At 38.7% G+C, this 26,049-nt stretch carries 28 protein-coding genes and 1 pseudogene; 19 read left to right on the plus strand and 10 right to left on the minus strand.

Translation table 11 applies throughout. The features are described 5' to 3' along the window. Positions 1–880 precede the first annotated feature (880 nt). The 5 genes from dnaN (at position 881) to BuS5_RS00385 (ending at position 6,922) form a co-directional block, all read left to right on the plus strand. Positions 881–1,999, plus strand: a complete 1,119-nt coding sequence (gene dnaN, locus BuS5_RS00365; protein WP_027354860.1) for a DNA polymerase III subunit beta — start codon at positions 881–883, stop codon at positions 1,997–1,999. Further along, positions 1,999–4,431, plus strand: a complete 2,433-nt coding sequence (gyrB, locus tag BuS5_RS00370) for a DNA topoisomerase (ATP-hydrolyzing) subunit B (protein ID WP_027354861.1) — start codon at positions 1,999–2,001, stop codon at positions 4,429–4,431. Before dnaN ends, gyrB begins: the two co-directional genes overlap by 1 nt. Then, positions 4,421–5,296, plus strand: a complete 876-nt coding sequence (locus BuS5_RS00375) for an NAD(+)/NADH kinase (RefSeq protein WP_274427925.1) — start codon at positions 4,421–4,423, stop codon at positions 5,294–5,296. Before gyrB ends, BuS5_RS00375 begins: the two co-directional genes overlap by 11 nt. 74 nt (positions 5,297–5,370) lie before the next feature. Continuing rightward, a protein-coding gene (locus tag BuS5_RS00380; RefSeq protein WP_245266731.1) for an IS3 family transposase occupies positions 5,371–6,490 on the plus strand; the annotation gives its coding sequence in 2 pieces (ribosomal slippage) (positions 5,371–5,643 and positions 5,645–6,490; 1,119 coding nt in all). A 234-nt stretch (positions 6,491–6,724) separates the two neighbouring features. Beyond that, positions 6,725–6,922 (plus strand): hypothetical protein, encoded by a 198-nt coding sequence (locus BuS5_RS00385; protein ID WP_274427654.1) that lies wholly within the window; start codon positions 6,725–6,727, stop codon positions 6,920–6,922. Positions 6,923–7,433: 511 nt separating this feature from the next. On the opposite strand, the gene BuS5_RS00390 is transcribed toward BuS5_RS00385, so the two are convergent. Then, entirely contained in the window at positions 7,434–7,784 is a 351-nt protein-coding gene (locus BuS5_RS00390; RefSeq protein WP_274427926.1) for a hypothetical protein, read from the minus strand. Between the two features lie 1,026 nt (positions 7,785–8,810). On the opposite strand from BuS5_RS00390, the gene ltrA reads away from it, so the two are divergent. After that, a complete protein-coding gene (gene ltrA, locus BuS5_RS00395) occupies positions 8,811–10,184 on the plus strand; it encodes a group II intron reverse transcriptase/maturase (RefSeq protein WP_036019348.1) in 1,374 nt (457 codons plus the stop codon). Between the two features lie 145 nt (positions 10,185–10,329). Here ltrA and BuS5_RS00400 read toward each other — a convergent pair whose 3' ends face one another. After that, the gene (locus BuS5_RS00400; protein ID WP_027354741.1) at positions 10,330–10,845 is read right to left on the minus strand and encodes a CHASE domain-containing protein; all 516 of its coding nucleotides are present in this window, start codon (positions 10,843–10,845) and stop codon (positions 10,330–10,332) included. Between the two features lie 407 nt (positions 10,846–11,252). Between BuS5_RS00400 and BuS5_RS00405 the strand changes: the two genes are divergently transcribed. Further along, positions 11,253–11,378, plus strand: coding sequence for a hypothetical protein (locus BuS5_RS00405; RefSeq protein WP_255342831.1), 126 nt, complete (start codon positions 11,253–11,255; stop codon positions 11,376–11,378). A 4-nt stretch (positions 11,379–11,382) separates the two neighbouring features. Here BuS5_RS00405 and BuS5_RS20290 read toward each other — a convergent pair. The 7 genes and pseudogenes from BuS5_RS20290 to mnmG all read right to left on the minus strand — a co-directional run. Then, positions 11,383–11,490: pseudogene (locus BuS5_RS20290) on the minus strand (hypothetical protein); the annotation flags it as partial. Between the two features lie 160 nt (positions 11,491–11,650). Then, positions 11,651–11,830 carry a type II toxin-antitoxin system HicA family toxin gene (locus tag BuS5_RS00410; protein ID WP_027354739.1) on the minus strand — a complete coding sequence of 60 codons (180 nt, stop codon included), beginning with the start codon at positions 11,828–11,830 and terminating at the stop codon, positions 11,651–11,653. Further along, entirely contained in the window at positions 11,827–12,045 is a 219-nt protein-coding gene (locus BuS5_RS00415) for a type II toxin-antitoxin system HicB family antitoxin (RefSeq protein WP_274427927.1), read from the minus strand. The genes BuS5_RS00410 and BuS5_RS00415 overlap by 4 nt, the downstream gene beginning before the upstream one ends. Positions 12,046–12,203: 158 nt before the next feature. Continuing rightward, positions 12,204–12,434 (minus strand): DUF2442 domain-containing protein, encoded by a 231-nt coding sequence (locus BuS5_RS00420; protein ID WP_027354737.1) that lies wholly within the window; start codon positions 12,432–12,434, stop codon positions 12,204–12,206. Between the two features lie 11 nt (positions 12,435–12,445). Continuing rightward, complete coding sequence (locus tag BuS5_RS00425) at positions 12,446–12,736, minus strand: DUF4160 domain-containing protein (protein WP_338000278.1); 291 nt, start codon at positions 12,734–12,736, stop codon at positions 12,446–12,448. A gap of 348 nt (positions 12,737–13,084) precedes the next feature. Next, the gene (locus tag BuS5_RS00430) at positions 13,085–13,675 is read right to left on the minus strand and encodes an ABC transporter ATP-binding protein (protein ID WP_027354735.1); all 591 of its coding nucleotides are present in this window, start codon (positions 13,673–13,675) and stop codon (positions 13,085–13,087) included. Between the two features lies 1 nt (position 13,676). Next, positions 13,677–15,554, minus strand: coding sequence for a tRNA uridine-5-carboxymethylaminomethyl(34) synthesis enzyme MnmG (gene mnmG, locus BuS5_RS00435; protein ID WP_027354734.1), 1,878 nt, complete (start codon positions 15,552–15,554; stop codon positions 13,677–13,679). 249 nt (positions 15,555–15,803) lie between these two features. On the opposite strand from mnmG, the gene BuS5_RS00440 reads away from it, so the two are divergent. The 9 genes from BuS5_RS00440 to BuS5_RS00480 all read left to right on the plus strand — a co-directional run bounded on the left by BuS5_RS00440 (position 15,804) and on the right by BuS5_RS00480 (position 22,806). Further along, positions 15,804–17,144, plus strand: coding sequence for a sigma-54 interaction domain-containing protein (locus BuS5_RS00440; protein WP_027354733.1), 1,341 nt, complete (start codon positions 15,804–15,806; stop codon positions 17,142–17,144). A gap of 362 nt (positions 17,145–17,506) precedes the next feature. After that, positions 17,507–17,716 carry a hypothetical protein gene (locus BuS5_RS00445; RefSeq protein WP_027354732.1) on the plus strand — a complete coding sequence of 70 codons (210 nt, stop codon included), beginning with the start codon at positions 17,507–17,509 and terminating at the stop codon, positions 17,714–17,716. Positions 17,717–17,787: 71 nt separating this feature from the next. Beyond that, entirely contained in the window at positions 17,788–18,363 is a 576-nt protein-coding gene (rbr, locus tag BuS5_RS00450) for a rubrerythrin (RefSeq protein ID WP_027354731.1), read from the plus strand. A gap of 340 nt (positions 18,364–18,703) precedes the next feature. Further along, positions 18,704–19,078, plus strand: coding sequence for a desulfoferrodoxin (locus BuS5_RS00455; RefSeq protein ID WP_027354730.1), 375 nt, complete (start codon positions 18,704–18,706; stop codon positions 19,076–19,078). Positions 19,079–19,120: 42 nt separating this feature from the next. Beyond that, a complete protein-coding gene (locus BuS5_RS00460; protein ID WP_027354729.1) occupies positions 19,121–20,503 on the plus strand; it encodes an MBL fold metallo-hydrolase in 1,383 nt (460 codons plus the stop codon). A 79-nt stretch (positions 20,504–20,582) separates the two neighbouring features. Then, entirely contained in the window at positions 20,583–20,762 is a 180-nt protein-coding gene (locus BuS5_RS00465) for a rubredoxin (protein WP_027354728.1), read from the plus strand. Between the two features lie 26 nt (positions 20,763–20,788). After that, the gene (locus BuS5_RS00470; protein ID WP_027354727.1) at positions 20,789–21,973 is read left to right on the plus strand and encodes an FprA family A-type flavoprotein; all 1,185 of its coding nucleotides are present in this window, start codon (positions 20,789–20,791) and stop codon (positions 21,971–21,973) included. A 122-nt stretch (positions 21,974–22,095) separates the two neighbouring features. Next, on the plus strand, positions 22,096–22,350 hold the full coding sequence (locus BuS5_RS00475) for a hypothetical protein (RefSeq protein WP_027354726.1): 255 nt from the start codon (positions 22,096–22,098) through the stop codon (positions 22,348–22,350). A gap of 231 nt (positions 22,351–22,581) precedes the next feature. Continuing rightward, entirely contained in the window at positions 22,582–22,806 is a 225-nt protein-coding gene (locus BuS5_RS00480) for a hypothetical protein (RefSeq protein WP_027354725.1), read from the plus strand. Positions 22,807–22,861: 55 nt separating this feature from the next. Here BuS5_RS00480 and BuS5_RS00485 read toward each other — a convergent pair whose 3' ends face one another. Continuing rightward, positions 22,862–24,016 (minus strand): IS4 family transposase, encoded by a 1,155-nt coding sequence (locus BuS5_RS00485; protein WP_036019371.1) that lies wholly within the window; start codon positions 24,014–24,016, stop codon positions 22,862–22,864. Positions 24,017–24,177: 161 nt separating this feature from the next. Here BuS5_RS00485 and BuS5_RS00490 point away from each other — a divergent pair, with 161 nt between their 5' ends. The 3 genes from BuS5_RS00490 (at position 24,178) to BuS5_RS00500 (ending at position 26,044) form a co-directional block, all read left to right on the plus strand. Further along, on the plus strand, positions 24,178–24,468 hold the full coding sequence (locus BuS5_RS00490) for a DUF255 domain-containing protein (RefSeq protein ID WP_274427928.1): 291 nt from the start codon (positions 24,178–24,180) through the stop codon (positions 24,466–24,468). Next, on the plus strand, positions 24,435–25,220 hold the full coding sequence (locus BuS5_RS00495) for a DUF255 domain-containing protein (protein ID WP_027355129.1): 786 nt from the start codon (positions 24,435–24,437) through the stop codon (positions 25,218–25,220). The genes BuS5_RS00490 and BuS5_RS00495 overlap by 34 nt, the downstream gene beginning before the upstream one ends. Before the next feature lie 272 nt (positions 25,221–25,492). Then, complete coding sequence (locus tag BuS5_RS00500) at positions 25,493–26,044, plus strand: glutamate synthase-related protein (protein WP_274427929.1); 552 nt, start codon at positions 25,493–25,495, stop codon at positions 26,042–26,044. The last annotated feature ends 5 nt before the right edge of the window (positions 26,045–26,049 follow it).

Consider the following 26,049-nt stretch of genomic DNA (forward strand, 5'->3'; position numbering starts at 1 on the left):
CGATACGATATACCGTTTATTCATAGGCCCGACCATTTTCTGCCATTCCAATATTTAAAGAGGGTATTTATGCTCGGGAACGGTTACAAAAATTTTTTATAAAAAATAATAAACATAATTTTGTTCAAATCTTGTCAATAATTGACTCAGTTTGAACAATACTATTTTATATGTTTAATTCTTAAAGGTTATAATATTTTTTTAATTATAGTTTTAAAATTATTATTATTATTTTTTATAAATAAAATGAAATACTTAAAAAGTTATTATAGTTATTAACAGTCTTTATTATATATTATTAATATATAATAAAAATTAATAATGTCCTGTTATTTTTTTTACATGTAAAGGGTGTTGCAAAGATTGCTATTATCGGTAGTTAAAACAAATAGTTACGCCATAATGAAAAAATGGGGTTTTTCTGGGTTAACTAATTGATTTTATTATCAAAGTTTTTTTACTTTGCAACACCCTTATGTAACAGTATTAGGGTAAAATTCAGCTAAATTCGTTTGCCCTGGCAATGTACTTAAAAATAAATTGATAGAATTAGAAAAACCGGATAAAATATGGTATAAAAATAAATCTTTAAAAAAATAATAAGACATAATCTTGTTCAAATCTTGTCAATAATTGACTTAGTTTAAACAATACTATTTTATATGTTTAATTCTTAAAGGTTATAATATTTTTTTAATTATAGTTTTAAAATTATTATTATTATTTTTTATAAATAAAATGAAATACTTAAAAAGTTATTATAGTTATTAACAGTCTTTAATAATTATTATTTAATATTTCTTAATTAATAATTATAATATTTATAAAAAAAAATTAAATATAATTATATTTCCGATTTATTCGGGTCAGGTTTTTTCTTATGAAATTTGTTATAAAAAAAAATATCATTAAGGATGTTTTATCTAAAATCCAGGGTCTGACAAATTATAAAAGCAGTTTAGCCATAACTGAAAATGTTTTAATAAAAACAGTCAATTCTAATATTTGTTTTATAGCTACTGATCTTGAGACTGGTTTTGAAGGGTTATATGAAGCTGATATTGAATTAGAAGGTATTATAACTATAAATGCAAAAAAATTATATGAAATTGTAAGAGATTTTCCTGAAGAAGATATCCTCATTAATGAGGTTAAAAAAAATTGGATTGAAATAGGCAATGAGAATGTTCTTTATCATATAGTAGGTATGAATTCAGATGATTTCCCGAATATTCCCAAAATTGATGATATATATTTTTATAAAATTAAAGAAAAAAAAATAAAAAAAATGATAGAAAGGATGGTTATAATATCGGCTTCCGGAGATGATAAGAGAGCTCATATAATAGGCATATATTTTGAAATAATTGAAGATAATAATAATAAAATTTTCAGGATGGTTTCCACAGACGGAAGCAGGCTTTCAAAGGTTGATTATATACTTGACAAGGATGTTGATATATTTTCACTGAAAAATGTTATTGTTCCTAAAAAAGGGATGACTGAGGTTATTAAATTTTTAGATTCAGAAAGGGATGTAGAATTTGGTTTTATGGAGAATAATTTTATACTGAAAAAAGATAAAGAAATTATAACAATAAGACTCCTTGAAGGGATATTTCCGGAATATGATGATATTGTTGATGAAAGTGAAGGAACATATATTAAATTTAATAAATATTTATTTAATATGATGTTAAAAAGAATGTCAATTTTATCATCTGAAGATTATAAAAGTGTAATTTTTACTTTTGAAAAAAATAGACTCTTAATAACATCATCAAATCCTGAAATTGGTGAATCAAAGGAAGAAATGGAGATAGATTTTCCTGATAATAAAGTTGAAATTGCATTTAATCCTAAATTTTTTATGGATACATTTAATGTAATTGATGATGAAAAAGTGATTTTAAATATTGTAGATGAAGAACATCCCTGTTTAATAAAAGGGGAAAACGATAATAACTTTTTAAGTATTATAATGCCGATGAGAATATAATGGATAATATTTACGATGCAAGCAGTATAGATGTTCTGGAGGGTCTTGAACCTGTAAGATTAAGACCATCAATGTATATTGGAAATGTTGATGTTGAAGGACTCCACCATCTTGTTTATGAAGTTTTGGATAACAGTATTGATGAGGCAATGGCTGGTTTTTGCGATCTCATTAATATAAAAATTCATACAGACAACAGTGTCAGTGTTGAAGATAATGGTAGAGGTATTCCTGTAGATATACATAAAACAGAACATATTCCTGCTCTCGAAGTGGTGCTGACAAAGCTTCACGCCGGAGGTAAATTTGATAATGATACTTATAAGGTTTCAGGAGGTCTGCATGGAGTAGGCGTTTCTGTTGTTAATGCTCTTTCATCATTATTTGAGGTGGAAATATATTTAGACGGGAAAATATATTATCAGACATATGAGAAGGGTGTTAAAACTTCAGAATTAAAAGTTATCGGAAATACTGAAAAAAATGGTACAAAGATTCATTTTTTTCCTGATAAAAGTATTTTTAACAACGTAGACTTCAATTATGATATTTTAACCCGAAGAATAAGGGAACTTGCCTTTTTAAATAAAGGAATAAAGATATTAATAGAAGATGAACGCTTTGATGATAAAAAAAAAGAATTTTATGATAAAGGCGGAATTATATCTTTTGTTGAATATCTTAATAAAAGGCATGCTATTATTCATAAACCTATATTTATTGAAGGGAACAAGAATGATGTTAAAATAGAAGTAGCCATACAGTATAATGAAACCTTTAAAGAAAAAATATTCTCTTTTGCAAATAATATTAATACCGTTGAAGGTGGGTTTCATCTAATAGGTTTTAAGGCCGCATTAACGCGTACAATTAATCAATATGCGGTTAATGGAAATATACCTAAAAATATGCAGGAAAAAATAAGCGGAGATGATGTAAGGGAGGGTTTAAGCGCAATTATAAGTGTTAAAATTAAATCTCCACAATTTGAAGGACAGACTAAAACAAAACTTGGGAACAGTGAAGTTAAAGGATATGTAGAATCTCTTGTTAATGAAAAATTAGGAATATTTCTGGAAGAAAATCCTTCAATAGCCAAAAAAATATTATCAAAAGCTGTTGATGCAGCCAGGGCCAGAGACGCTGCTAAACGGGCAAGAGAAATGGCAAGAAAACAGGGTTCCTTATTAGATTCCACTCTTCCGGGAAAATTAGCGGAATGTCAATATTCCGAGCCTTCTGAAAGAGAACTTTTTCTTGTTGAGGGAGATTCCGCCGGTGGAAGCGCAAAACAGGGTCGGGACAGGAAATTTCAGGCTATTCTTCCCCTGAAAGGTAAAATATTAAATGTTGAAAAAGCAAGATTTGATAAGGTCTTACACAGTGAAGAAATAAAAAATATAATTACCGTACTCGGCACAGGTGTTGGAAAAGAAGAATATAATATTGATAATATTAGATATCATAAAATTATAATAATGACAGATGCGGATGTTGACGGATCCCATATAAGAACTTTGCTGTTGACCTTTTTTTACAGACAGATGCCTGAATTATTATCCAAAGGATATTTGTATATTGCTCAGCCGCCTTTATTTAAAGTTGGTAAAGGAAAGAATGCATTATATCTTAAAGATGAGACCGAATTTAGTGATTATGTTTTGAAAAGAGTGTGTGATAATAAGAAATTAGCATACGGAGATGATTATAAAATATTATCAGAACATAATCTTTATATTTTTGCAGGAAATCTTTCGGAATACTTTGCAAATATGAATAATTTTAAAATAAAGGGTATAAGTTCCGATTTAATTAAAATACTTATGCAGGAAGGTATAGAAGACAGCACTTTTCTCCGAAATCATCAAAAAATGTCCTCTTTAAGAGATTCTCTTCATGAACAAGGATTTGAGGTTGATGAACTTATATGGAATGAAGAAAAAAATATATATGAGATTATAGTGAAATCCTCGAAAAATGGAAATAACGGCATTTTAAAAAAAATAGTTAAAGATGATAATGAGAAACCGGTAAAAATAGGAGCAGGACTTATATATTCAACTGATTTTCAAAAGAGTCTGATTCTTTGGAAAAAAATTATGAAATATGACCACCCTCCATTTAAAATCTTTAAAAAGGATAATAAAAATGAAGATATAATCATTGAGGATAAAAAAAGACTCCTTTCTTTTTTAATAGAGGAAGGAAAAAAAGGAATAAATATTCAAAGATATAAAGGTCTTGGCGAAATGAATCCGGATCAGTTATGGGAAACAACAATGAATCCGGAAAAAAGAAACATGCTCAAAGTTAAAATTGATGATGAGATCGATACTGATGAAATCTTTACCATTCTTATGGGAGAGGAAGTAGAGCCAAGAAGAGAATTCATTCAGACTAATGCCCTCAAAGTAGGAATTCTTGATATATAGAAGAAAGGAAGTTGTGAAAAAGATCGGATTAGTTGTTAAATCAGATAACAGGGCTATGGAAAAAGCCGATGAATTTGAAGAATGGCTGATAAAAAAAGATATTAATGTAATAAGAAAAGATATAACTTCACATGCAAATAGTTTTTTTAAAAAAAAACTATTTGCACCGTCTGATCTTTTTTGTGTTTTTGTTTTGGGAGGGGATGGAACATTTTTAACCGCCGCCCGCTGGATTTCTAATCAGAATATCCCTATAATAGGCGTTAAATTTGGAGAAGTCGGTTTTCTTGCAGAACTCTCTGAAAATAACCTTTTCTCTGCGGCTGAAAATATTATAAATGAAAATTTTATAACACAACCAAGGATGCGCCTCCGGGTCCAGGTTATAAGGAATTATCTGGAATATTTTAGTGAAGCTGTTTTAAATGATATTGTTATTAACAAAGGCGCCCTTGCCAGATTAGCCGATATTAAAACATATATTGATGATTATTATTTAACCACATACAGAGCTGACGGGCTTATAGTTTCAACACCAACAGGTTCAACAGCTTATTCTCTTGCAGCAGGCGGGCCTGTAATCCATCCTTCGGTTTCAGGCATACTTATGACCCCTATTTGTCCTTTTACTCTTACTAACAGGCCCCTTATCGTTCCTGATTCAGTATCTATCAGAATTGAAACAAGCAAAAAATCTTCGGATATAATGTTAACCATAGATGGACAGGAAGGTGTTGAAATAGATAGAGAAGATAAAATTATTATAAAAAAATGGCCTTACCCGATCAATATGATAACAATACCAAACCAATTGTATTACAATGTTTTAAAAGCAAAATTACGATGGAGCGGAAGCAGAGTATAATACTCCCCAAAAACTGGACAGTTGTTTAAGGTGTAAAATGAGTATATCCTGATCAACAAAAAGGAGGCTCATTAATGGGTAAAATTCGAAAAAATTACAGTGCATCATTCAAAGCTAAAGTAGCGCTTGAAACGGTTAAAAAGGAAAAGACGATTTCTCAACTATCTAGTGAATATGGAGTTCATTCAAATCAAATAAATCAATGGCGAAAGCGTCTATTAGAAGAATTGCCCGATATATTTTCAAAAAAGCGTCAAAAAAAAGAAAAAGACGCTGAAGAATTCCAGGCGGAGCTTTACCAACAAATCGGCCAATTAAAGGTCGAATTGGACTGGCTAAAAAAAAAATCTAACCTTCTCAATTGATATAAAGCGTCAATACATTGAGCCGAATCATTCTTTGATACCGGTAATGCGCCAGTGTGATCTTTTGGGAATAAACAGATCAACCTATTACTATCAATCCTGCAAAGATGAGAGCTATAACCTGGCTCTCATGCGATTGATAGACGAAGAATATACCCGATATCCGTTCTACGGTGTTGAAAAAATGACGGCCGTATTAAAGCGACAAGGGCACACTGTTAATCCTAAACGAATAAGACGTTTGATGCGGCTTATGGGACTTGAAGCTATATATCCAAAACCAAATTTGAGCAAAGCATCAAAAGAGCATAAAATTTATCCATACTTGCTGCGAGGCGTTTCCATTGAGCAAGTTGACCAGGTGTGGTCAACGGATATTACCTATATCCGTTTGAATTCAGGTTTTATCTATCTTGTAGCAGTGATAGACTGGTTTAGTCGGTATGTCCTGAGCTACGAATTTTCAACCACATTGGATAAGGATTTTTGTATAAAAGCCTTACAGGGTGCCTTAAAAATTGCAAAACCTAAGATTTTTAACACGGATCAAGGCAGTCAGTTTACCAGTGATGCCTTTACCGGCGTTTTAAAAAAAGCCGATGTGAAGATCAGCATGGACGGCCGGGGCCGTGCTCTGGATAACATTTTCGTAGAGCGCCTTTGGCGTACCGTGAAATATGAACGTGTTTATCTTCACAATTATGAGACCGTCAGGGAGGCTATTCAAAACATTGGAGAATATTTTGGCTTTTACAATAATGAACGACTCCATCAATCTTTGGATTACCAGACCCCGGCAGAGATATATTTTAAAACTTTTCCAGGGTAATTTCAGAACCACTTTGTATAATTAATTAGAATACCATTAAGTCGTATTGATATTATAAAAAATGTTTCCTGCTGCAAACAAGATAAAAGCGTACTATCCAACACATAATCAGTTGGTAGTAGAGTTTGTTTGAATATTGCATAACGCTAATCAAATATATAGCGTATTTTTAGGATGATTTTTTGAATAGCGTTGCACTTAATTCAACATACTATATGTTTTGGAGGTAAAAAAATGAGAGGAGGAAAACGTGCAGGGGCTGGTCGAAAAAAGAAACCAGACCATTTGAAACGAGAGCTTGTGACAATTAGATTACCACAGTGGATGATTTCACAGCTCAAGAGGAATGGTCAAATTGGTTATTTAATTGAGAGTCAATTGGCGAAAAAAGATTTTTTGAATTTGCCGGATGATTACGAAATTGATAGTTAAGATCGGACAAATTAAAGGAAGTAACAGGCAAGATTTATCAGCAATGGTGATCAATGTGAGGTTGTAAAAATAATATATTTTGGTGAATGCCCTATTCAACGTGCGGCATAAGTTATAAACATATTAATATTGAATTTTAACAGTATGTTAATGAGATACAAAAAAGTTATAAACATTTTATCAATAAGTTATGAACATTTTAGAATGGTATTATTATTTATTAAATCAATTAGTTAAGTTGTTTATGAACATTTTTATGATAAACAGAAACATATTTTTTTTATTTACTATTATTTTTTTAATTTTCAGGATTATTTATAGCTCAAAAGCGCACCTTAAAAAACCTTGTTTTTTGTCTTGACAATGGGGAGTACCTTAGAGTATGAAAAATATTGAAAAATAAACCTCAAAATTAAGTTTGATATAACGTACTAATCACGTGGGGCGGCTTTTTGCTATCCCGTGCATTAGATTGTTATATTCTTAAGATCAGAATCGATTTTCAACTATTTTATTTTTGATCAGGGTAAAGAACTTTGTATTCCACCAGATAATGCTCTTTTAAACAATCAGGACAAATGCCGTGACTGACGTCAGCTTGTGAATGCTTGTAAATATAAACATCAACCTGCTCCCAGTATCCTTTATCATCCCTGACTTTCTTGCAAAATGAACAAATGGGAAGTATGCCCCTTAAGGTTTTTACCTCATCGAGAGCCCGTTGGAGATTCAGAATGGTTTTATAGCGCTCCGCTTCTGCTGCGGTGCGTTCTCTATTTTCGTTTTCCAGTTGTTGGTTTGTTTGAGCCTGCTTTTTTATCCTTTGTTCAATCTCGGCAGTGTATAGAATTTTTCTTAGCATGAAAAATGCCAAAAGAGTCGTCAATAGCAACGATCCAAATAAGACAATCTATCCTTGCCACATCTTCCGAGATTGATAATAGAAGTCCGACGGCCTAAGTGAAATTTTCCACTGGCGTTCTGCGAACTCAATATTTTTGCTCCAGAAAATGTCTTTTTGAATTTCCTCCGCTGATATCGGATTAGATTATCTATTATTTTTGACATCTGTGAAGGCCGGTGGTAAAGAATACGATTTTCTTTATCGGCAGACAAACATATCGTAAAGCGTTAAACAAATCCCTTCTCGTGCCAAGATAAATCCGAATCGTTGGGATAAGACACAAGGTCTTTGAAACTCGATATTGTTACCAAGTGGGTGCTCGGGAAACGGTTTGTTTCCTTCATCTCTGCAGGGCTTGCTCTGGCATTGATGTTAAGATAGTCCCACCTGACTAAAGACTAACCAGCAGGTCAGTAGCGAAGTCCACAGGTAAACCCGGTAACGGGAGTCTGGAGCTGGACGGAGCAAGATTGCAGGCTCTGTATTGAGCCCCGAAAAATGTATGGTTGTGGTCATTGTGATAATCCTGCTTGCAGGAAAAAGCCGACGCTTTGGAGACAGCGGAAGGCAGCAGTCCTGAATATGCTAAGGCAAGTATTCAGGACACCACCGGGGTCTTAGACCAGGGCATGTACTCAAAGGGGTAGCTCGGGAACTTGGGAGACCCGGATGTTTCCTTGGGTAAAAAGAACGGTAACAGGAAATCCAGCGCAAGCGAAATCCCGGCGTTGCATAGGAATGTCCCGCCTTGCAACGAGTCTGCCATTGGCAGAAACACAAACATTAAAAGATGGGCGATACAAGGTATCAGGGGAGGATAGCGAAGAGCGAACGAACCTGAGATAAACATTCGGAAGTCTTAGCAGATCATAGTACCGATGATTAAGAATTGAACTATCTTGATCGGAAAGGTGGGGAAGTGATGCCCAAGCGACCCACTGCAGGGAAGGTGAAGCAGGGTATAACGTTTTTTTGGCAGGAATTATGGGAGATACACAGATGTCACAAACCATATCAACAAAAAGCCGAGAAATTGCAAGAACGGTCGCTTGCAATTCCAGACCGATAGAATGGGGACAACCACCGGTGTTAACAGGTGGGTCATCCCTTATCAAAATCGAGCTGCTTGCTCAAAGTAATCCTGAACTGGTATTTACATCAGTAGTCCATCGGATAGACTTTGATTTACTGAAACAATCCTTTCGTAAAATTCGGAAAAGCAAATCTGCAGGAGTGGACAAGGTTACGGCAAAGGAGTATGCCGAAAATCTTGATCAAAACCTCTATAATCTGTATGAACGACTGCGGAGAGGACAGTACGTTGCGTCTCCTGTAAAGCGTATCTGGATAGACAAGGAAGGAGGGAAAAAGCGTCCAATTGGCATACCTGTACTTGAGGATAAAATTGTCCAGAAAGCAGCAGCAGCCATATTGAATGTCATATTTGACAGGAATTTTTACAATTTTTCCCATGCATTCAGAAAAGGTCGGAGCCAACACATGGCAATCAAAGATTTACGTGAGCAATGCTTGAAGCAGAATATCAGCTGGATAGTAAGCGCAGATATTACAGGACTATTTGACAATATTAATCACGAGTTACTTAAAGACATGATACGTCGGAGAGTAAGTGACGGCGGAATGATTCGCCTGATAGGGAAGTGGTTGAATGCAGGCGTAATGGAGGAAGGCAACCTGACGTACTCTGAAACGGGCACTCCACAGGGAGGAGTAATTTCCCCTGTGCTCAGTAATATCTTTCTTCATTATGTTTTAGATGACTGGTACGTGAAAGAAGTGATCCCCCGGATGAAAGGGAGATGCTCCATCATACGCTGGGCGGATGATTTCATCCTCGGGTTCGAGTATGAAAAAGACGCATTGCGTGTCATGGATGTATTACCCAGGCGGTTCGAACAGTTCGAGCTGTCACTTCACCCGGAAAAGACAAAACTGATTCGATTTTCCAAACGCATTAGCGGAAAGGGAAACGGGACGTTTGATTTTTTAGGGTTTACATTTTACTGGTCAAAATCATTAAAAGGGTACATGGTAATAAAGAAAAAGACGGCAAGAAAGCGTTCAAGCCGTTTTATGAAGAGAATATGGATATGGTGCAAGGATAACCGTCATAAGCCAATGGCCGAGCAGTATGAGATTCTTTGCAGTAAACTGCGAGGTTTTTACCAGTACTTTGGAGTAATAAGTAACTACAAAGTGCTGGAAGTTGTGTTTGAATATACTGAGAAAGCATGGCGTCGATGGTTAAGCCGAAGAAGTCACAAGGGCGAAGTAATGTTCGAGGACTTGCGCACAACATACCCACTGCCATTACCCAGAATAGTCCATAATATTTGATGCCGTAAGGGCTGCAAAGTTATACGCCAAACGGGGTGTCGCCTGTTTGGTTGATAATCCGGTAAAAAGGATTTGAACCGAGGAACCGTATGAGGGAAATCTTCACGTACGGGTCTGTAGGGGGGGCGTCGGGTAACCGATGCTCCTACCTGGAATCGGAAAAGCCTCTCAGCGCGGTTTCTATTGCCTGGCCAATGCGAAGGACTTCTACAGCAAATCTTTTTCGGCGTTCTTCCGCTGTATTCAAGGGAACATCTTGATGATAGATTGGTAGGAGGAGCAGAATTCCGAACTGATTGCCGGTTTCCTGTACCAAGGTAATTCTGCCGGTGGTAGATAGCTTTCCCGTATTGAATCCTTTTGTGATGGCCTTTAGCCGTGTGCTATTGGAAGCGATGTCAAAACCTAAGGCAGGCCTATTGGTTTCCAAGGAATGTATATAATAGACGATGACATATTCCTCTCGGCGTGCAGCTCTAACCAACTCATTTGTTTCTGAACGTTCCGTGAATTCAAAATCATCGAACCCATCTTTCCTTGCCGCGGATTCATAAAGGGTACGTTCCTCGTCCTTCACAAGAGGATTCCAAGAAAATACCTGGATCCCTGGATAGCGGGGCAGAACGCTTTTCACAAGGCCGGTGTACTTCTGACGGGTCACGAGTGATGAATTATCAAAAAAAAATCACCAAGGAACAGGAGTACCCCGACATAGGCATTTAAGCTGCTTTCTACGGCGTTCGTGTACGTTTTTGCCCAAGATTCGAATTCGCTGCGCTGATTCGTCTGTTCCCAACTGTGAATGAGCAAAAACATGACGAATGATACCGTGACCCCTAAAACAAGCAGAAATATTATGGGGAAATAGCGTCGCATTGGAATCAAAACACGATGTTTTATCTCATTTTCTTTTTGCATCTTGACCCTGCATTGTCGCTATGGCGTTAGGGTGGCTTCTATTTCCAGTTTTCACGATAGCTAATGTTCTATTTAAATAGTTTGATTTTTCATCTTCGATTTTACATATCAACTCATGATGAAAAATACAATAAAGAGGAGGCTTAAATTATGTGCGAACAGCTCTGTCCTGAAGACCTGCTTAAGAATAATATAGATTCCCTTTTTCGAGTAAATGAAATAATAAATAGCTCACCATGGGTGATAGGCGCAAGCGTTTTGGCGCGCACTGTTTAACTTTCGGCGCTTCGTTTAATAACCAGTGTAATTTGGTTGCACCATAATAGGCTGACAAGGGCAACCCGGTGGCCAGTTGAATATCGGCTTCGTGTGAGCGCAGGGTCTGCATAAAATCGACAGCGCGAGTGTCCTGCCAGCTCAGAATATTACTTAAAGCTTTGCCCTGTATGTTTCACGCCAGCACACTGGAGTCGGCGGCGCAGCCGCCGAGAACGTTGCAAATCAGCCGCCGCTGTAAGCGGTCGGCTGTATTTGCCTTGTTCGGTCATCTAATCTGCATTAAGATTCTTCAAAATCTTCTTTGCTAATGGTTCTTTGATCTCGATGTGCCGAGGGACAGCTTCCGTAGTTCCATTCTTTGGATTAATCCAAAGTGAATGTGAGGCGCCTTCCCGCTTCAGGTAGCAACCCGCGATTCTCAACATTCGCTCCAGGTCCCGTCGCTTCATCCAATCATCACCGTATCTTGGATAGTGTCATCAGGCAGCCCTCGGAGGATGTCAGCCTTGCGATCCTCCAAGATCAACTCAATAGCCTGTCGCAAATTAGCCTTGGTTTTCTCTATTGTCTCACCCTGTCCATTGGCACCAGGCACCTCCGGGCAGATAGCCCAGAAGCCGCCCTCGGGTGCGGCTTCTATGATTGCTGTGAATTCTGCCTTCATTATGATCTCCTATCGTTTGATGTTGACCGAACACTAAGCTGAGGAGCCAGGCGTTTAAACCCCAAAAGCTCCGATGAAAGTTAAATTTTCCTGAACCAGGCATTTCCGAAAGGCCGCGCAGTAAGCCTGGTCCCTCTCCAGCGTTTTGTTCTGCTATTCTACTTGCATTTTTTGTAAACAAATTCTGGATCTAAGTCAGCTCCAGATTCCCATTCTATAGTGTCAAATGCCACCCGAACACGAGAGAATTCATTTTGATTTTTTAGACTTTGGAAAACTCCAAAATCCAAAAATGGTTTCATATCCAGAATTCCACGTTCCCCATTATCAAAAGTTACTGAAAGTATATAATTTTTTTTTGGAATTACTTCTTTAACTGCTGGATACATTATTTTGCCTCCTATTGAAGAGGTTGAATATTAAACGGCTTTTCACCATTCATTAGTAGTGTCCAATTAGCCATTAATTCTTCTTGATGAAGCTCTGCCCATGCAATTACAAGTCTCGATTGCTTCTTTGGCAATTTGCCTTGGGTTATTTCGCATGTTTGAATATCGACAGAGGCTCTATACTCCCCATAGTATACATGGAAATGCGGGGGTGGGTGTTTACTTGGGGCATAATACATTCGTATAATAATGCCATAAAACATTGAAATTGTGGGCATAAGTCCTCCTCTGCAATCAAGCATGTTTCATTTTTTGGCTCTTTCGTGTTTCAATATAGCCATAATATATGTATACCATAATTACACGCGTTTACCAATTCGGTTTTATTTTGAAAGCAGAACATGGCATATAAGAAAGAACATTGCCCAAAGTAGGTTCAATTTTGCTTTTTTCCCGTGATATAATAATTTTGTTTTGGACTTCTATTCCTGCCTGCCCCTGTTATTTCCAGCAATCCTTGTTCCAGTAATTGATTTAGAATATTTTTCTTAAACTTGGTGTCTTTTTGCGCTTTGAGTGTTTTTTATAAATTGCACCTGAAATGCGATAGCTGTTTTGTTTTACAGTCTTTATGTCAATGTTCTAAACATTTACCCAGAGATTATTCCCTCTTTAATAATAAACTGTCTGTCGGAAACTCTTTTTAACTGCTCTATATCATGTCCGGCAAATATCATGGATGATTCTGTTTCAGAAATATATTTGATTAGTATTTTTTCAACCTTCAAAGTATTTTTTGTATCAAGATTAGCTGTAGGTTCATCCAAAAGAAGAACTTTAGGATTGTTTGATAAGAGACGAAGCAATGCAAGACGCTGGCGTTCACCGCTTGAAAGCCTGCTCACCTTCCATCTAAGAATTGTATGATCAAAACCTAGTATTTGCAACTGACTTTTGTCCGGATTATAGAAATGTTCTCCAACAGAATCAAACCACCAACTGCTTTCGGAAGGTAGTAAACCGACTTTTCTTCTCCAAACATGAGCCGGAAATTCCCTGTATTCTTTTCCATCCAAAAAAAGACTGCCGGAATGATCGTCAATGTCTGCTATGGCCCTTAGAAAGAGTGTTTTACCTGATCCTGAAGGACCTGTTATTCCAATAGATTCCGATCTGTATAGAGTAATATCAACAGGGCCGATATTATGAAAATATAAGGAATCTATTTTTAACCGTTCCAATTTAACCCCGTTTTTCGTGTCCTTTAATTGCTATCATAAGTACGGAAATTGCAACCGGCGTTATTCCTTCAATGCGGGAGGCCTGTCCCAGGGAGGCCGGCCTTATTTTAGTTAATTTTGATTTAAGTTCATTCGACAGGCCGTGTACAGCATTGTAATCTATATTATCCGGTATTTTTATTTTTTCCAAATATTTAAATTTGTTAATCTCTTTCAGTTGTCTCTTTATATATCCTTCATATTTTATCTCTATCTCCACCTGCCTGGTTATTTTGCTGCTTAGCGTATTATTGCTTTTAGCAAGAATCTCCACGGTGGTGTAATCTAATTCCGCTCTTTTTAAAAGCTGATCAAGATGTATACCATTATTAATGGGCTGGGTTCCCCTGGAAACAAGATAATCATTTATCTTTTTTTTAGGTTTAACAACTATTCCTTTTATCCGTTTAATCTCTTTTTCTATCTCCTCTTTTCTTGCTTTAATATCTTTCAGGGTATTATCATCTATCAAGCCTAACTCATGCCCTTTTTCCATTAATCTCAGATCTGCATTATCCTCTCTCATCGTGAGTCTGTATTCGGCTCTGGATGTAAACATCCTGTATGGTTCTTTGGTTCCTCTTGTTATAAGATCATCAATCATAACACCCATGAAAGCCTGGGAGCGATCTAGGATAAAGTCAGATCTGCCCTGCGTTCTGCAAGCAGCATTGATCCCGGCCCACATTCCCTGGGCTGCAGCCTCTTCATAACCCGAAGTGCCGTTGATCTGGCCAGCCATATAAAGACCGGATACAAGTTTTGTTTCAAGAGTTGTTTTTAGCTGGACAGGATTTACATAATCATACTCTATAGCATAAGCTGGCCGCATTATTTCCGCCTCTTCCAGCCCTTTGACGGATCTTATAAATTTTATCTGAACATCCATAGGCAGACTGTTCCCAAGACCACTGGCATAGATTTCATCAGTATCAAGCCCCTCAGGTTCCAGGATCACCTGATGCCTGTCCCTGTCGGGAAATCTTACTATTTTATCTTCGAATGAGGGGCAATACCGCGCTGCAACACCTTTTATAATACCGCTATGCAATGCGCTCAGGTGCAAGCTGCTCCGCACAATGTTATGCACATTTCTGTCTGTATGTCCTATATATACAGATACCTGAGGCATTTTAATCTTATCTGAAAAAAAAGAAAACGGAGTCGGATCATTTTCTGAATCCTTCCGGGTGAATTGTGAAAAATCTATACTCCCTTTTTTTAATCTGGGAGGAGTACCGGTTTTCATCCTGCCGAGTCGGAACCCTATATCTTTTAAATGTGCCGGAAGGCCATAGGAGGCAAACTCACCAGCCCGTCCGGCCTTAAAAGATTTAAAGCCGATATGAACCAGGCCGCATAAAAACGTTCCAGTTGCCAGAATAACGTTTTCAGCCTGATAACCGAAGCCGGTCTGATCTTCCACTCCTGCGATCCTGCCGTTTTCCACGACAAGTTTGTCAACCATGGCTTGCTTAACGCTCAGGTTGGCCTGTTTTTCAATAACCGACTTCATGGCCATATGATAGCGAATCTTGTCATTTTGGGTTCTTGAAGACTGCACCGCGGGCCCTTTTTTTGTGTTGAGGGTTCGATACTGGATGGCGGTTTTATCCGCTGTTTTGGCCATCTCGCCCCCAAGTGCATCTATTTCTTTGACAAGCTGCCCCTTGGCCATGCCGCCTATGGAGGGGCTGCACGGCATCGCCGCGATTTTGTCCAGATCTATGGCCATCAGCAGAACCCTGCACCCCATCCTTGCCGCGGCCAGGGCAGCTTCACAACCGGCATGGCCCGCGCCGACAATAATTATATCATATTTTTTATTATATAAATTCATAAGAATATTATCTATCTGGTTTTTTCATTAAATCTAAATTTTTTATCCCAACGCATTGCAAAATAATCTTGTAATTTCATTATAGTTTGATAAAGTTCACCTATCCCATCTTTGTGAAAAAATAGCAAAAAGTGGTATTTTTTAAGCATACCTTATAACATTATGAAATATTTTAGCAACAAAATTAATGTGTTACAAACTACATTTGCGCAATTTCTCAATTCTTGCGTTATTTGATGATAAGCGAGAATGAAAAAAATATTACTTAAAAAAATATCTTCCGAACCTGAAAATCTGGAGCGGATCCTGGATAATCTTCAAGACGGTATAATTGCTCATGATCTGGAGCGGCGTATTTTTTATTATAACCGGAAAGCTGAAGAAATAACAGGCTACAGTAGAGATGAAGTCCTTGGAAAAGATTGTCATGAAGCGCATGGCGGGCCTTTTTGCGGTGAACATTGCCAGTTCTGCAATCCCTCCCAAGAAAAAAAAATAGATACCGATACAGTTGATTATTCCATCACTATAACAACTAAAAGCGGAGAAATCCGTCAGCTTGACATGGTATCCACCATGATGAAAGATAAAAACGGTCAGGATTTCGGCGTGCTGGCTTCATTTAAAGATGTAACCGATATTCTAGATCTGCAAATCAGGCTGGGTGAAATTTCAAACTTTGCCAATATTATCGGCCGGAATTCCAGGATGCTTCAGGTTTTCCAGCAGATCAGGGATGTTGCTTCATATGACTCAGCGATACATATTCATGGTGAAACCGGAACCGGCAAGGAGCTTGTGGCGATGGCTATTCATAATAAAAGTCATCGCAGCGGCGCTCCTTTTGTGGCAATCAACTGCGGGGCTCTTCCTGAGGGCTTGATTGAAAGCGAGCTTTTTGGCCATCTTAAAGGAGCTTTTTCAGGGGCGGTTCGTGATAAAAAAGGCCGCTTTGAATTAGCTGAGGGCGGCACCATTTTTTTGGACGAGGTTGCAGAATTGCCGAAACATGTCCAGGTAAAATTGCTTCGTTTTTTGCAGGAAGGAACCCTTGAAAAAGTCGGCAGTGAAAAAACGATTTCTGTAAATACGCGCATAATAAGTGCAAGCAATAAAAACCTTAAAAAGGAGGTCAAAAAAAATAATTTTCGCGATGACCTGTATTACCGATTAAATGTCATACCAATTGATCTCCCGCCCCTTCGCGAGAGGAAGAGCGACATTCCTCTTTTGTGCAATCATTTCCTTAAGCAAGTCGCTGAAAAATATAAAAAGGAACGTCTGCATATTTCCAAAGAAGCTATGTATGCAATGATGGATTATAGCTGGCCCGGTAATGTGAGAGAACTTGAAAATGCCATACAGTTCGCTATTATCAAATGTAAGGGCAATATTATATCTTTTGAAAATCTTCCAATGGAACTGGCTGGTAGTCAGGTTGATCGCAAAAAGCGCGGTCCCTTTAAAAAACTTGATATTCATGCGGTACAAGCAACCCTGGAAAAGACCGGGGGTAATAAAGCCCGGGCTGCCAGGCTGCTTGGTGTTGGAAGGGCCACCCTATACCGTTTTTTGAACGACCATTCGTAAACAGCGTCTTAAATAAGAATGCTGCTTTCCCCAATTCATACGAGAATCTTGTTGCATGAGACACTAATGTCTCACAAATAAAAACGAAATATTTTTTAGTAATAATACTATATAATTTTAACTTGTTATAAGCTAAACCCTATAAATTTTATTGCGGCTCAGTGACTCATGTTTCAGTGTGTATCAAATATAAATTATTTAATGATCGCCCGGATAGCCGTTATAACTACATAACTATTTGTAATTTTATATAATTTAAATACAAGCAATCCGTATATTTTATTTGGCATGCATATTGAAATCTATGAAATACATGAATTATAGAACTTGAAAACTATAAGCCTTTCCAAGGACAATATACATTGAAATCATGTGACAAAAATCTGAAAGCAATTTTAAAATTAACTGATGCCATGATTGAGCTCGCAGTAAAAGGAGATGCGGATCGGGAAGATACAGGGTGTGGAATCCTTTATGGAATGCTGCTCGATTCAGCTTATAAACTTAAAAAACATGCCGAAAAAGAGAAACAGGCTCATATTAAAAAGGGCTGGTGGAAAGAAGATCAATAACTCTAATAAACGTAATTAATTCAAGGGCCGGGGACTTATCCCGTGCTCATTTCTTAAGGAGGAATCAAAAAATGGCAAGCTTAAAAGGAACACGGACAGAAAAAAATATTTTAACTGCCTTTGCAGGTGAGTCCCAGGCAAGGAACCGTTACACTTATTTTGCCGGCCAGGCCAAAAAAGAAGGTTATGTGCAAATAGGAGCAATATTTGAAGAAACCGCCAATCAGGAAAAAGAGCATGCCAAAAGGCTTTTCAAGTTATTAGAGGGCGGAGAGGTTGAAATTGGTGCAGCCTTCCCGGCCGGAGTTATTGGAACAACCCTGGAGAACCTCAAGGCTTCCGCTGCAGGAGAAAATTATGAGCATACCGAAATGTATCCCGGTTTTGCCGTAACAGCCTTAGAGGAAGGGTTTGAAGATGTTGCCCTTATATTTAAATCCATCGCAGTGGCGGAAAAACAACATGAAAAAAGATACAATGACTTGGCAGCCAACATTGATGCCGGTCTAGTATTTAAAAAGACTGAAAAGGTAGTATGGCGCTGCAGAAATTGCGGGTATTTGCACGAAGAAAACGAGGCTCCAGGAAAATGTCCGGCCTGCGACCATCCCCAGGCCCATTTTGAGTTGCTGGGTGAAAACTGGTAATCCTTTACTTTGTACAAAAAACCGGTTTAACCGCGGAGAACGCAGAAATCGCTGGGGTATTACATTAAAATTATAGGGGCACGATGCATCGTACCCCTACTGTGGAAAATTATAACATCAGAAATTTACAAACTGAATAACTGTTTGATATTGTTAACTTTGGTGGATTCGTCGCTACGCTCCTTAATCCACCCTACAATTTAATATAAAAGTTGGTAGTTTGTAGGGTGGATTAAGCGAAGCGAATCCACCAAAAAAAATTGATTGTTAATCAATTTTTTACCTATCAGATAGTTATAATGAGTTTGTAAATTTCTGAACATTTTAAAAGGAGGATAACATGGCTGAAAGACTGGAAGTTTATAAATGTGAGGTTTGTGGAAATATTGTCGAAGTTCTTCAGGGAGAAAAGGGCGAACTTGCATGCTGCAATCAGCCGATGAAACTTATGGCTGAGAACAGTGTCGATGCCGCCAAAGAAAAACATGTGCCGATGATAGAAAAAATTTCAGGCGGAGTAAAAGTTACAGTGGGTAGTGTGGCTCATCCCATGGAAGAGAAACACTATATTCAGTGGATAGAGATTGTTGCCGATGGAATGGCTTATCGCCGCTTTCTAAATCCAGGTGAAACGCCCGAGGCGACTTTTCAGGTAGAGGCCGAACAGATTACGGCCCGGGAATATTGCAATCTCCACGGGCTATGGAAAAGCTGAGGAAAGGCGGCGCTGTAATTCTTTTATAACAAGGAGTATAATATGTATTTTAAACAGGTTACTGCCGAAGGGCTAGGCTGCCTCTCTTATTTGATCGGATGCCCGGCAGCTCAAACAGCATGTGTTGTCGATCCCAAAAGGGATGTGCAGGATTATATCGATATTGCCCGTGAAAACGGTATGCAAATCACACATATTTTTGAAACCCATATCCATGCCGATCATGTATCAGGGAACATGGAACTTAGATCCAGGACCGGCGCTGATATTTATCTTCTCAAAGATTCTCCTGTCGACTACCAGTTTAAGGGGGTGGAAGAAGGGGATCGGTTTGAGATAGGTAATGTAAGGCTTGAAATAATCAAAACACCCGGTCATACGCCCCATTCCATTTCAATTCTGGTCACGGATAAAACAAGGAGTGATAGTCCCTGGCTGGTTTTGACCGGTGACTGTCTTTTTGTGGGAGATATCGGGCGGCCCGATCTGGCCGGAAAAGAACTGATTGATGAACAGGTGGCCAATCTTTTTGATTCACTTTATAATAAACTGGGACGTCTCCCTGAAAGCATGGAAGTCTTCCCCGCTCACGGACAAGGTTCCCTTTGCGGCAAGGGTATGAGTGCCAAATCAAACTCGACCATTGGGTTTGAAAAATTAAACAATTCCTTTTTGAACCTTTCCAAAGATGATTTTGTAAAAACAATGTCTGCCACGTTTCCGGAACGGCCTAAAAGTTTTACCCATATCATCGAAACCAATAAAATCGGTCCTCCGCTTCTGGAGCGGTGTCCGGTAACCAGGGATCTGTCGCCGTTGCAGGTCAAGGATTATCTGGAACGGGGAGCCGTACTGCTGGATACCAGGGACAACGCTTCTTTCGGAGGAGTGCATATACCAGGCAGCATTAATATAGGTTTTGCCAAACAGACCGCTAATTGGATAGGAATGGTAATAGAGCCCGGCGCTGAACTTATCATGGTGACGGCTGATGAGCAAAAATATGATGCTATGTGCGTTGAGTTGCACAGAATCGGTTATGACAACATTATCGGTTATCTTTATGGAGGAATTACAAGCTGGCAGGAAGCCGGGTATCCTATTTCGCAATTGTGGCAGATTTCCACCGCAAAATTAAATGATAAACTTAATGCAGGCCATTACAAGCATTTTTTGGACGTTCGGACGACAGATGAATGGAATCTTTTTCGCATAAAAGAAGCTGAACATTATCCCCTCGCGGAGCTGTTGAAAAAAGCGCCGGATATTTCAAAAGATGAGGAGATAATTGTAACTTGCGGGGTCGGTTATCGTGGTAATATTGCCGCAAGCTTTCTTCAAAGTAAGGGCTTTGAGCATGTTCACAGCCTGGCGGGAGGCATGAAGGCCTGGATAAATGCGGGGTGTCCGATAGTGCAGGAGTAGTAGGCTGTTCTTGAGCTTGATAAATTTTTTATATATGGATCGACAATTTCTAAGCTGAAATTAATTAAAGGGTGATATAATGGTAAAACCGGAAGAAATGAGGCAGTGCCAGACATCAAATTGTGGATATATTTATAATCCGGATAAGGGCGACAAAAAAGGAAAAATTGCTAAAGGAACCCGCTTTGAGGATTTGCCCGATGACTGGCACTGCCCGATTTGCGGCGCCAGCAAAAAATCGTTTAAATCTTCAGTCTGACAAGACTGCAACAAAAGGAGCAAAATATGAAACCGCTGGAAACAGGAAAGAATATTTATAATGTTGGCGTTAGAGACTGGAATATTCGTGATTTTCATGGATATTCCGTTTATCAGGGGACAACCTACAATGCCTTTTTAATAATAGATGAAAAAGTAGCCCTCATAGATACTGTAAAAAGTGAATTTGCTGATCAGCTTTTGGATAACATTGCCAAAATTATTGATCCCAAAAAAATCGATTATGTAATCAGCAACCATACCGAGATGGATCATTCCGGCAGCCTGCCGCGTATTATGCATAAAATAGGAGAAGATAAACCGCTTTATTGCTCAAAAATGGGCTGTAAAAATCTTTCTCTTCACTTCAGTCAAAAATGGAATTATAAGGCCGTTGAAAATGGCGAAGAATTAAGCCTCGGCAAAAGAACCCTGGCTTTTCTTGAAACCAGGATGCTCCATTGGCCGGACAGCATGTTTTCCTATTTAAAGGAGGACAAAATCCTCTTTTCCAGCGATGCTTTCGGACAGCATTATGCCGGATCTGAAAGTTTTGACGATGAAATCGGCGCAGCAATCATGCCACACGCCCGTAAATATTTTGCCAACATTCTTTTGCCTATGGCGCCACTGATTCTTAAACTTTTAGAAAAAGTTAACGAACTCGGACTGGAAATTGATACTATCTGCCCGGACCACGGTATTGTCTGGAGGAAAGACCCCGCAAAAATCATTAATGCCTATCTTGACTGGAGCAGTCAGGAACCGCAAAAAAAGGCGGTTGTTATTTACGATACCATGTGGCACAGCACCCAGGCCATGGCCGAAGCAATAGCTGCCGGCATTGGTGAGGAAGGCGTAAGCGCCAAGCCGATCCACATCAGGAGTTCCCATCGCAGCGAAATCATGACCGAAGTCATGGATGCCAAGGGAATAATCGTCGGCTCTCCCACCATTAATAACGGGTTGTTTCCCACTGTCAGTGATTTTTTAACCTACATGAAGGGTCTTAAACCAAAGAACAAGATTGGAGCAGCCTTTGGGTCTTATGGCTGGAGCGGCGAATCGGTCAAATTGATTAACCGGGAATTAGAGGCCATGAAATTTAAAATCATAGATCCGGGACTGAAAATTCAGTTTGTGCCGGACAAGGAAAGCCTTGCAGCTTGTATCGAGTTTGGTAAGAAAATAGGAAAGTCAATAATAGAGTAAATCTGTAATAGATTTTAACCGAGATAATTTTCCACCAACGCTGCTAACTTTTTTCGGTTAAAAAGGGGCTCCTTTTCGTTAAACTGATAAAATTTTTTGCCATTGACCATAATAATGGGAGGATGCCAGGCGAATCTAACAATACAATAAAAGAAATTATCGAGCCATGGTTTAACTTCGAATGTAACGTTTTTATTTTTGAATTCATTTTTCAACATATCCTGAAGGATGGAGGTGGTCAGGTCGCACTCGTCACAACTGGTTTTAATACTAAAAGGACCGAGCTTGCCGGATCATTTAAATTGGGTAATAACGACGGGCTCATGGGTGTTATCATTAATCATGATTACCTCCTTATAGCTGTTGTTAATGTATAGCATTTATCTTTTTAAGATAAAAGATTTTAAATTCTGGATGAGACAAAGTCAAAAAGTTTTTTCCAATATTCGGAAGGTATTAAAAATTGGAAAGGGAAAGGGGTTTTTGTTGTAACATCAAATAGTTAAAGCATTAGAGTGTTTTTTGAATGCTGAAGATAAACTGGAAAATTAGAAGACATTTGATTTGACAAAATAATTTTCAATACGAATAAGATAACAGGTTGAACTATGAAATTTGAATATGAAATCACTAAACATCCGACAGAAACATTTAAATCGCTGGTTTATTTTTGCACCGAATCCGGACACTGCAATATTGAAGAAGTTGGCGGGGATGAGATAAAAATATTGACGGATATTTTGAATGACCGGGGAGCAATTGGATGGGAATTTGTTCAGGCGGTCTTTGCTAAAGATGGGGTACTGATTTTTTGGCGTCGCAAAATGAAATAGATAAAATTTTTTTATGCTAACAGTTGGTTATCTATTCTTCTTCAGTAGTGTCCGGTTAAGTTTTTGCATATAGCATTTGCTCTTTGATAATCAGATTATTAGACCATACGTTTTTTTCGTCAGTACGTAATTCGTTCTGGATGGTATTTCTAAGCTGACGAATCCTCTTTATTGATACAGGTTCATTAAACTGTTCATGGCAGTATATGGCCATAAGCAGGTAGGTTATTAACCCCGCAAGGATTTGAACCATCAGGCCATATCTACTGTGAGCAATCAAGTGGTACACTTTTAAATGTTTCTTCCACCATTTGAAAAAAGTTTCGATATCCCATCTAAGCTTATAAACGGTTGCAACCTGCTCGGCTGTAAGATCATAACGATCAGTTGCCACAAAATATTTGACACCGGCAATTTTATAACCAACCAGTCGAACCGGCTTTCTGGTCTGGTTTACCCCAGGAGTGCCAAGAAGAACCACAGCATCATAAAAAATATAGCTGTCGGGATCAACAGGCTGCTCTTTGATAATAGTTCTTGTTGTTTTCGCTTTGATGCGGCAAACAAAATGTTTTTTTTCATCCTGAAGAAGATCAAAATCCTTATGTGATTGATACCCCCGATCCATGATTCCTGTTTGGCCTTTTGTAAGGATAGACCTGACAAAGGGGCGTTCAGCGCCATTTCCATTTGTCAGATGAATTTTTATAGGAATCTTGCGATTGACATCAAAGCCGAAATGGCCTTTTGCTTTTTTAGCGCCTTTTCTGTAATCAGCCCAGTACATGGACAGAACTGCATCAATTAAAGATCCATCAATGGAAACGAGTTCACCGAGATCTGAATAATTTGATGGTAAAGCATTTTGTGCCTGGCTGCAAAGAGCTTGAAAAACATATTCAAGCTGTTCAAGCCCTCGAGAATTGATAATTTCGGAAAAACTGCTACGACTGATCCCTCCATCTGGAGCGACACATTCTTTGGCAAAATCGTCTTCTTTAAGGTGTTGAATAAGATCACGAGCTGATTCATGTTCTTGTAGATGGAAAAATATCAGTGCGTGAAGCTGATCTTCAAAAGTCATTTTCAATGGCCTGTGACCTCGGGATTTAAGCTGTGGCGTGTCAGGAAAAATCTTTTGCAAAGGTTTGAGAAATCGAGCATGAGATTGGGGATTAAAATTCTTTTTTGGGATATTGAATATGTCCATTTTTGTCTTAACTCCTTGTTATAATTATATTTTATAACAAAACGATAAAAAATTTTTATTTGGTTTGTCAAGTAAAAAATGAACATTTTTCTAATTTTTTTATCCCATATAACATGCAAAAACCTAACCGGACACTACTGAATTTTTTTATCCCATATAACATGCAAAAACCTAACCGGACACTACTGATTCTTCTTTTAATTTTGGGAATGGAGGTAAACGTGCAGGCTGTTGATGCAAAACTGAATAAGTATGCTAATCATTTGGCTGGAGAGAAGAGCCCCTACCTGTTGCAACATGCCTCAAATCCGGTAAACTGGTATCCTTGGGGAGAAGAGGCATTCCAAAGGGCCAGGCAGGAGGAGAAACCGATATTTCTCTCTATCGGCTATGCCACCTGTCACTGGTGTCATGTAATGTGGCACATGAATCGTTTGAGGATGAAGACGTAGCCGAGCTTTTAAACAGGAATTTCATAGCTATTAAGCTTGATCGCGAAGAACGACCGGATGTGGATATGGTTTACATGGCTGTATGCCGGCGCCTTACCGGTAGCGGCGGGTGGCCCCTTTCCATCTTTATGACAAACGAAGGTAATCCTTATATTGCCACTCCCCTTGCCGGTTTTGCATCCGAAATAGGCCTGGATTCAGCAAAATTTGAGAATCTCTTGAATAATGCGCGCAGCAAGCTCTTTGATATTCGCAGGAAACGCATCCACCCCCTAAAGGATGACAAAATCCTGACATCATGGAACGGACTTATGATTGCGGCCCTGGCTAAAGGCTATCAGGCTTTGGGAGACCAGGAATATATTAGGGCCGCCGGAAAAGCAGCCGATTTCATCTTAAAAAATCTCAGGACAAAAGATGGTAAACTCTTACATCGTTACAGGCATGGTGATGCTGCCTATTCAGGGTTTCTGGACGATTATGCTTTCTTGGTATGGGGTTTGATTGAACTGCATGAGGCCACCTTTGAAGTCAGTTATCTTGAGGAGGCGATTGCTTTAAACAGAGCCATGCTTGATATGTTCTGGGACGAACAAAATGGGGGCCTTTATTTTTCCGGTGCGGAACTTTCTCCCCAACAAGGTGTTGTTATTTCATCCTGCCGGGCTCGATGCGGGCAGACTCGTGGAGCTGGTCCCTTTTGTGGAAAACATGCTCCCAAGAGATGGACGTCCCACGGCATATGTGTGTAAAAATTTTGCATGTCAGGCTCCTATTACCGATATAAATAAATTAGAGCCAATCCTTAAGTAGTGCCCATACACCACGGCTTGATGTTGAACCGGTGCCCTTGCTTATGAACGGACACGCGTCAGGAGGGTGAAAGAAGTGGAACAGCAGCGAAGGGAAAATCGGAATAAAGCTATTTTTATTTTTTCTTTCTTAATTCCCAAAATTATCAAGAAAATAAAAGGTGAGAATTGAAGAAAGTCATCTTTTGAAAGAATACAGCATGATAAAAATTATGTCTCGTAAAAACAAACCGGATAAAAATTCTTTTTATGCAGTATGCCGTGATTGCGGATCAATAAAAGATGAATCTTTCGATCATAGCCCTTGTGAGTGTGGGGGAGTTTCCCATGTTGATTCAGCCAGGTGTATACTTTGCGGAAAAAAGAGGGTTCGTGATCGTTATACCCTGATCGCCGCCGGGGGTCTTAAAGGACCAGCCGATTTTGCCAAGGTTCTGGCACTGGGTGCGGATGCCGTATACAGCGCCGGATTTATCAAATTTGAATTAGGTTGCGTTTACTGCCGATCCTGCGAGTCGGGCAGATGCCCCACCGGTATTACAACCCAGGATCCCGCTCTTAGACGCAGGCTGGTAGTAGAACAACGGTCAAAAGAAGTTGAAAACCTGATAAAGGTTTCAACAAACGAAATAGCCAGAATCTGCCGCCTGTGCGGCATAAGCAGCGTAGCCGGGCTTGCTGCTCACCACATGAGGTCATTGTCGCAGGAGGTGTCGGAGATCACACAAATACCGATGGCCCACAAACAATCTCATCAAATGTAAGGATG

It is taken from the genome of Desulfosarcina sp. BuS5 (genome assembly GCF_028752835.1).
Classification (GTDB): domain Bacteria; phylum Desulfobacterota; class Desulfobacteria; order Desulfobacterales; family BuS5; genus BuS5.

Excerpts from the sequence above, each read along its gene's own strand:
- dnaN (WP_027354860.1), top strand. The coding sequence starts at position 881 with ATGAAATTTGTTATAAAAAAAAATATCATTAAGGATGTTTTATCTAAA.
- gyrB (WP_027354861.1), top strand. The coding sequence starts at position 1,999 with ATGGATAATATTTACGATGCAAGCAGTATAGATGTTCTGGAGGGTCTT.
- BuS5_RS00385 (WP_274427654.1), top strand. The coding sequence starts at position 6,725 with ATGAGAGGAGGAAAACGTGCAGGGGCTGGTCGAAAAAAGAAACCAGAC.
- BuS5_RS00390 (WP_274427926.1), bottom strand. The coding sequence starts at position 7,784 with ATGCTAAGAAAAATTCTATACACTGCCGAGATTGAACAAAGGATAAAA.
- ltrA (WP_036019348.1), top strand. The coding sequence starts at position 8,811 with ATGGGAGATACACAGATGTCACAAACCATATCAACAAAAAGCCGAGAA.
- BuS5_RS00405 (WP_255342831.1), top strand. The coding sequence starts at position 11,253 with ATGTGCGAACAGCTCTGTCCTGAAGACCTGCTTAAGAATAATATAGAT.
- BuS5_RS00410 (WP_027354739.1), bottom strand. The coding sequence starts at position 11,830 with ATGAAGCGACGGGACCTGGAGCGAATGTTGAGAATCGCGGGTTGCTAC.
- BuS5_RS00415 (WP_274427927.1), bottom strand. The coding sequence starts at position 12,045 with ATGAAGGCAGAATTCACAGCAATCATAGAAGCCGCACCCGAGGGCGGC.
- BuS5_RS00420 (WP_027354737.1), bottom strand. The coding sequence starts at position 12,434 with ATGTATCCAGCAGTTAAAGAAGTAATTCCAAAAAAAAATTATATACTT.
- BuS5_RS00425 (WP_338000278.1), bottom strand. The coding sequence starts at position 12,736 with ATGCTTGATTGCAGAGGAGGACTTATGCCCACAATTTCAATGTTTTAT.
- mnmG (WP_027354734.1), bottom strand. The coding sequence starts at position 15,554 with ATGAATTTATATAATAAAAAATATGATATAATTATTGTCGGCGCGGGC.
- BuS5_RS00440 (WP_027354733.1), top strand. The coding sequence starts at position 15,804 with ATGAAAAAAATATTACTTAAAAAAATATCTTCCGAACCTGAAAATCTG.
- rbr (WP_027354731.1), top strand. The coding sequence starts at position 17,788 with ATGGCAAGCTTAAAAGGAACACGGACAGAAAAAAATATTTTAACTGCC.
- BuS5_RS00455 (WP_027354730.1), top strand. The coding sequence starts at position 18,704 with ATGGCTGAAAGACTGGAAGTTTATAAATGTGAGGTTTGTGGAAATATT.
- BuS5_RS00460 (WP_027354729.1), top strand. The coding sequence starts at position 19,121 with ATGTATTTTAAACAGGTTACTGCCGAAGGGCTAGGCTGCCTCTCTTAT.
- BuS5_RS00465 (WP_027354728.1), top strand. The coding sequence starts at position 20,583 with ATGGTAAAACCGGAAGAAATGAGGCAGTGCCAGACATCAAATTGTGGA.
- BuS5_RS00470 (WP_027354727.1), top strand. The coding sequence starts at position 20,789 with ATGAAACCGCTGGAAACAGGAAAGAATATTTATAATGTTGGCGTTAGA.
- BuS5_RS00475 (WP_027354726.1), top strand. The coding sequence starts at position 22,096 with ATGCCAGGCGAATCTAACAATACAATAAAAGAAATTATCGAGCCATGG.
- BuS5_RS00480 (WP_027354725.1), top strand. The coding sequence starts at position 22,582 with ATGAAATTTGAATATGAAATCACTAAACATCCGACAGAAACATTTAAA.
- BuS5_RS00485 (WP_036019371.1), bottom strand. The coding sequence starts at position 24,016 with ATGGACATATTCAATATCCCAAAAAAGAATTTTAATCCCCAATCTCAT.
- BuS5_RS00490 (WP_274427928.1), top strand. The coding sequence starts at position 24,178 with ATGCAAAAACCTAACCGGACACTACTGATTCTTCTTTTAATTTTGGGA.
- BuS5_RS00500 (WP_274427929.1), top strand. The coding sequence starts at position 25,493 with ATGTCTCGTAAAAACAAACCGGATAAAAATTCTTTTTATGCAGTATGC.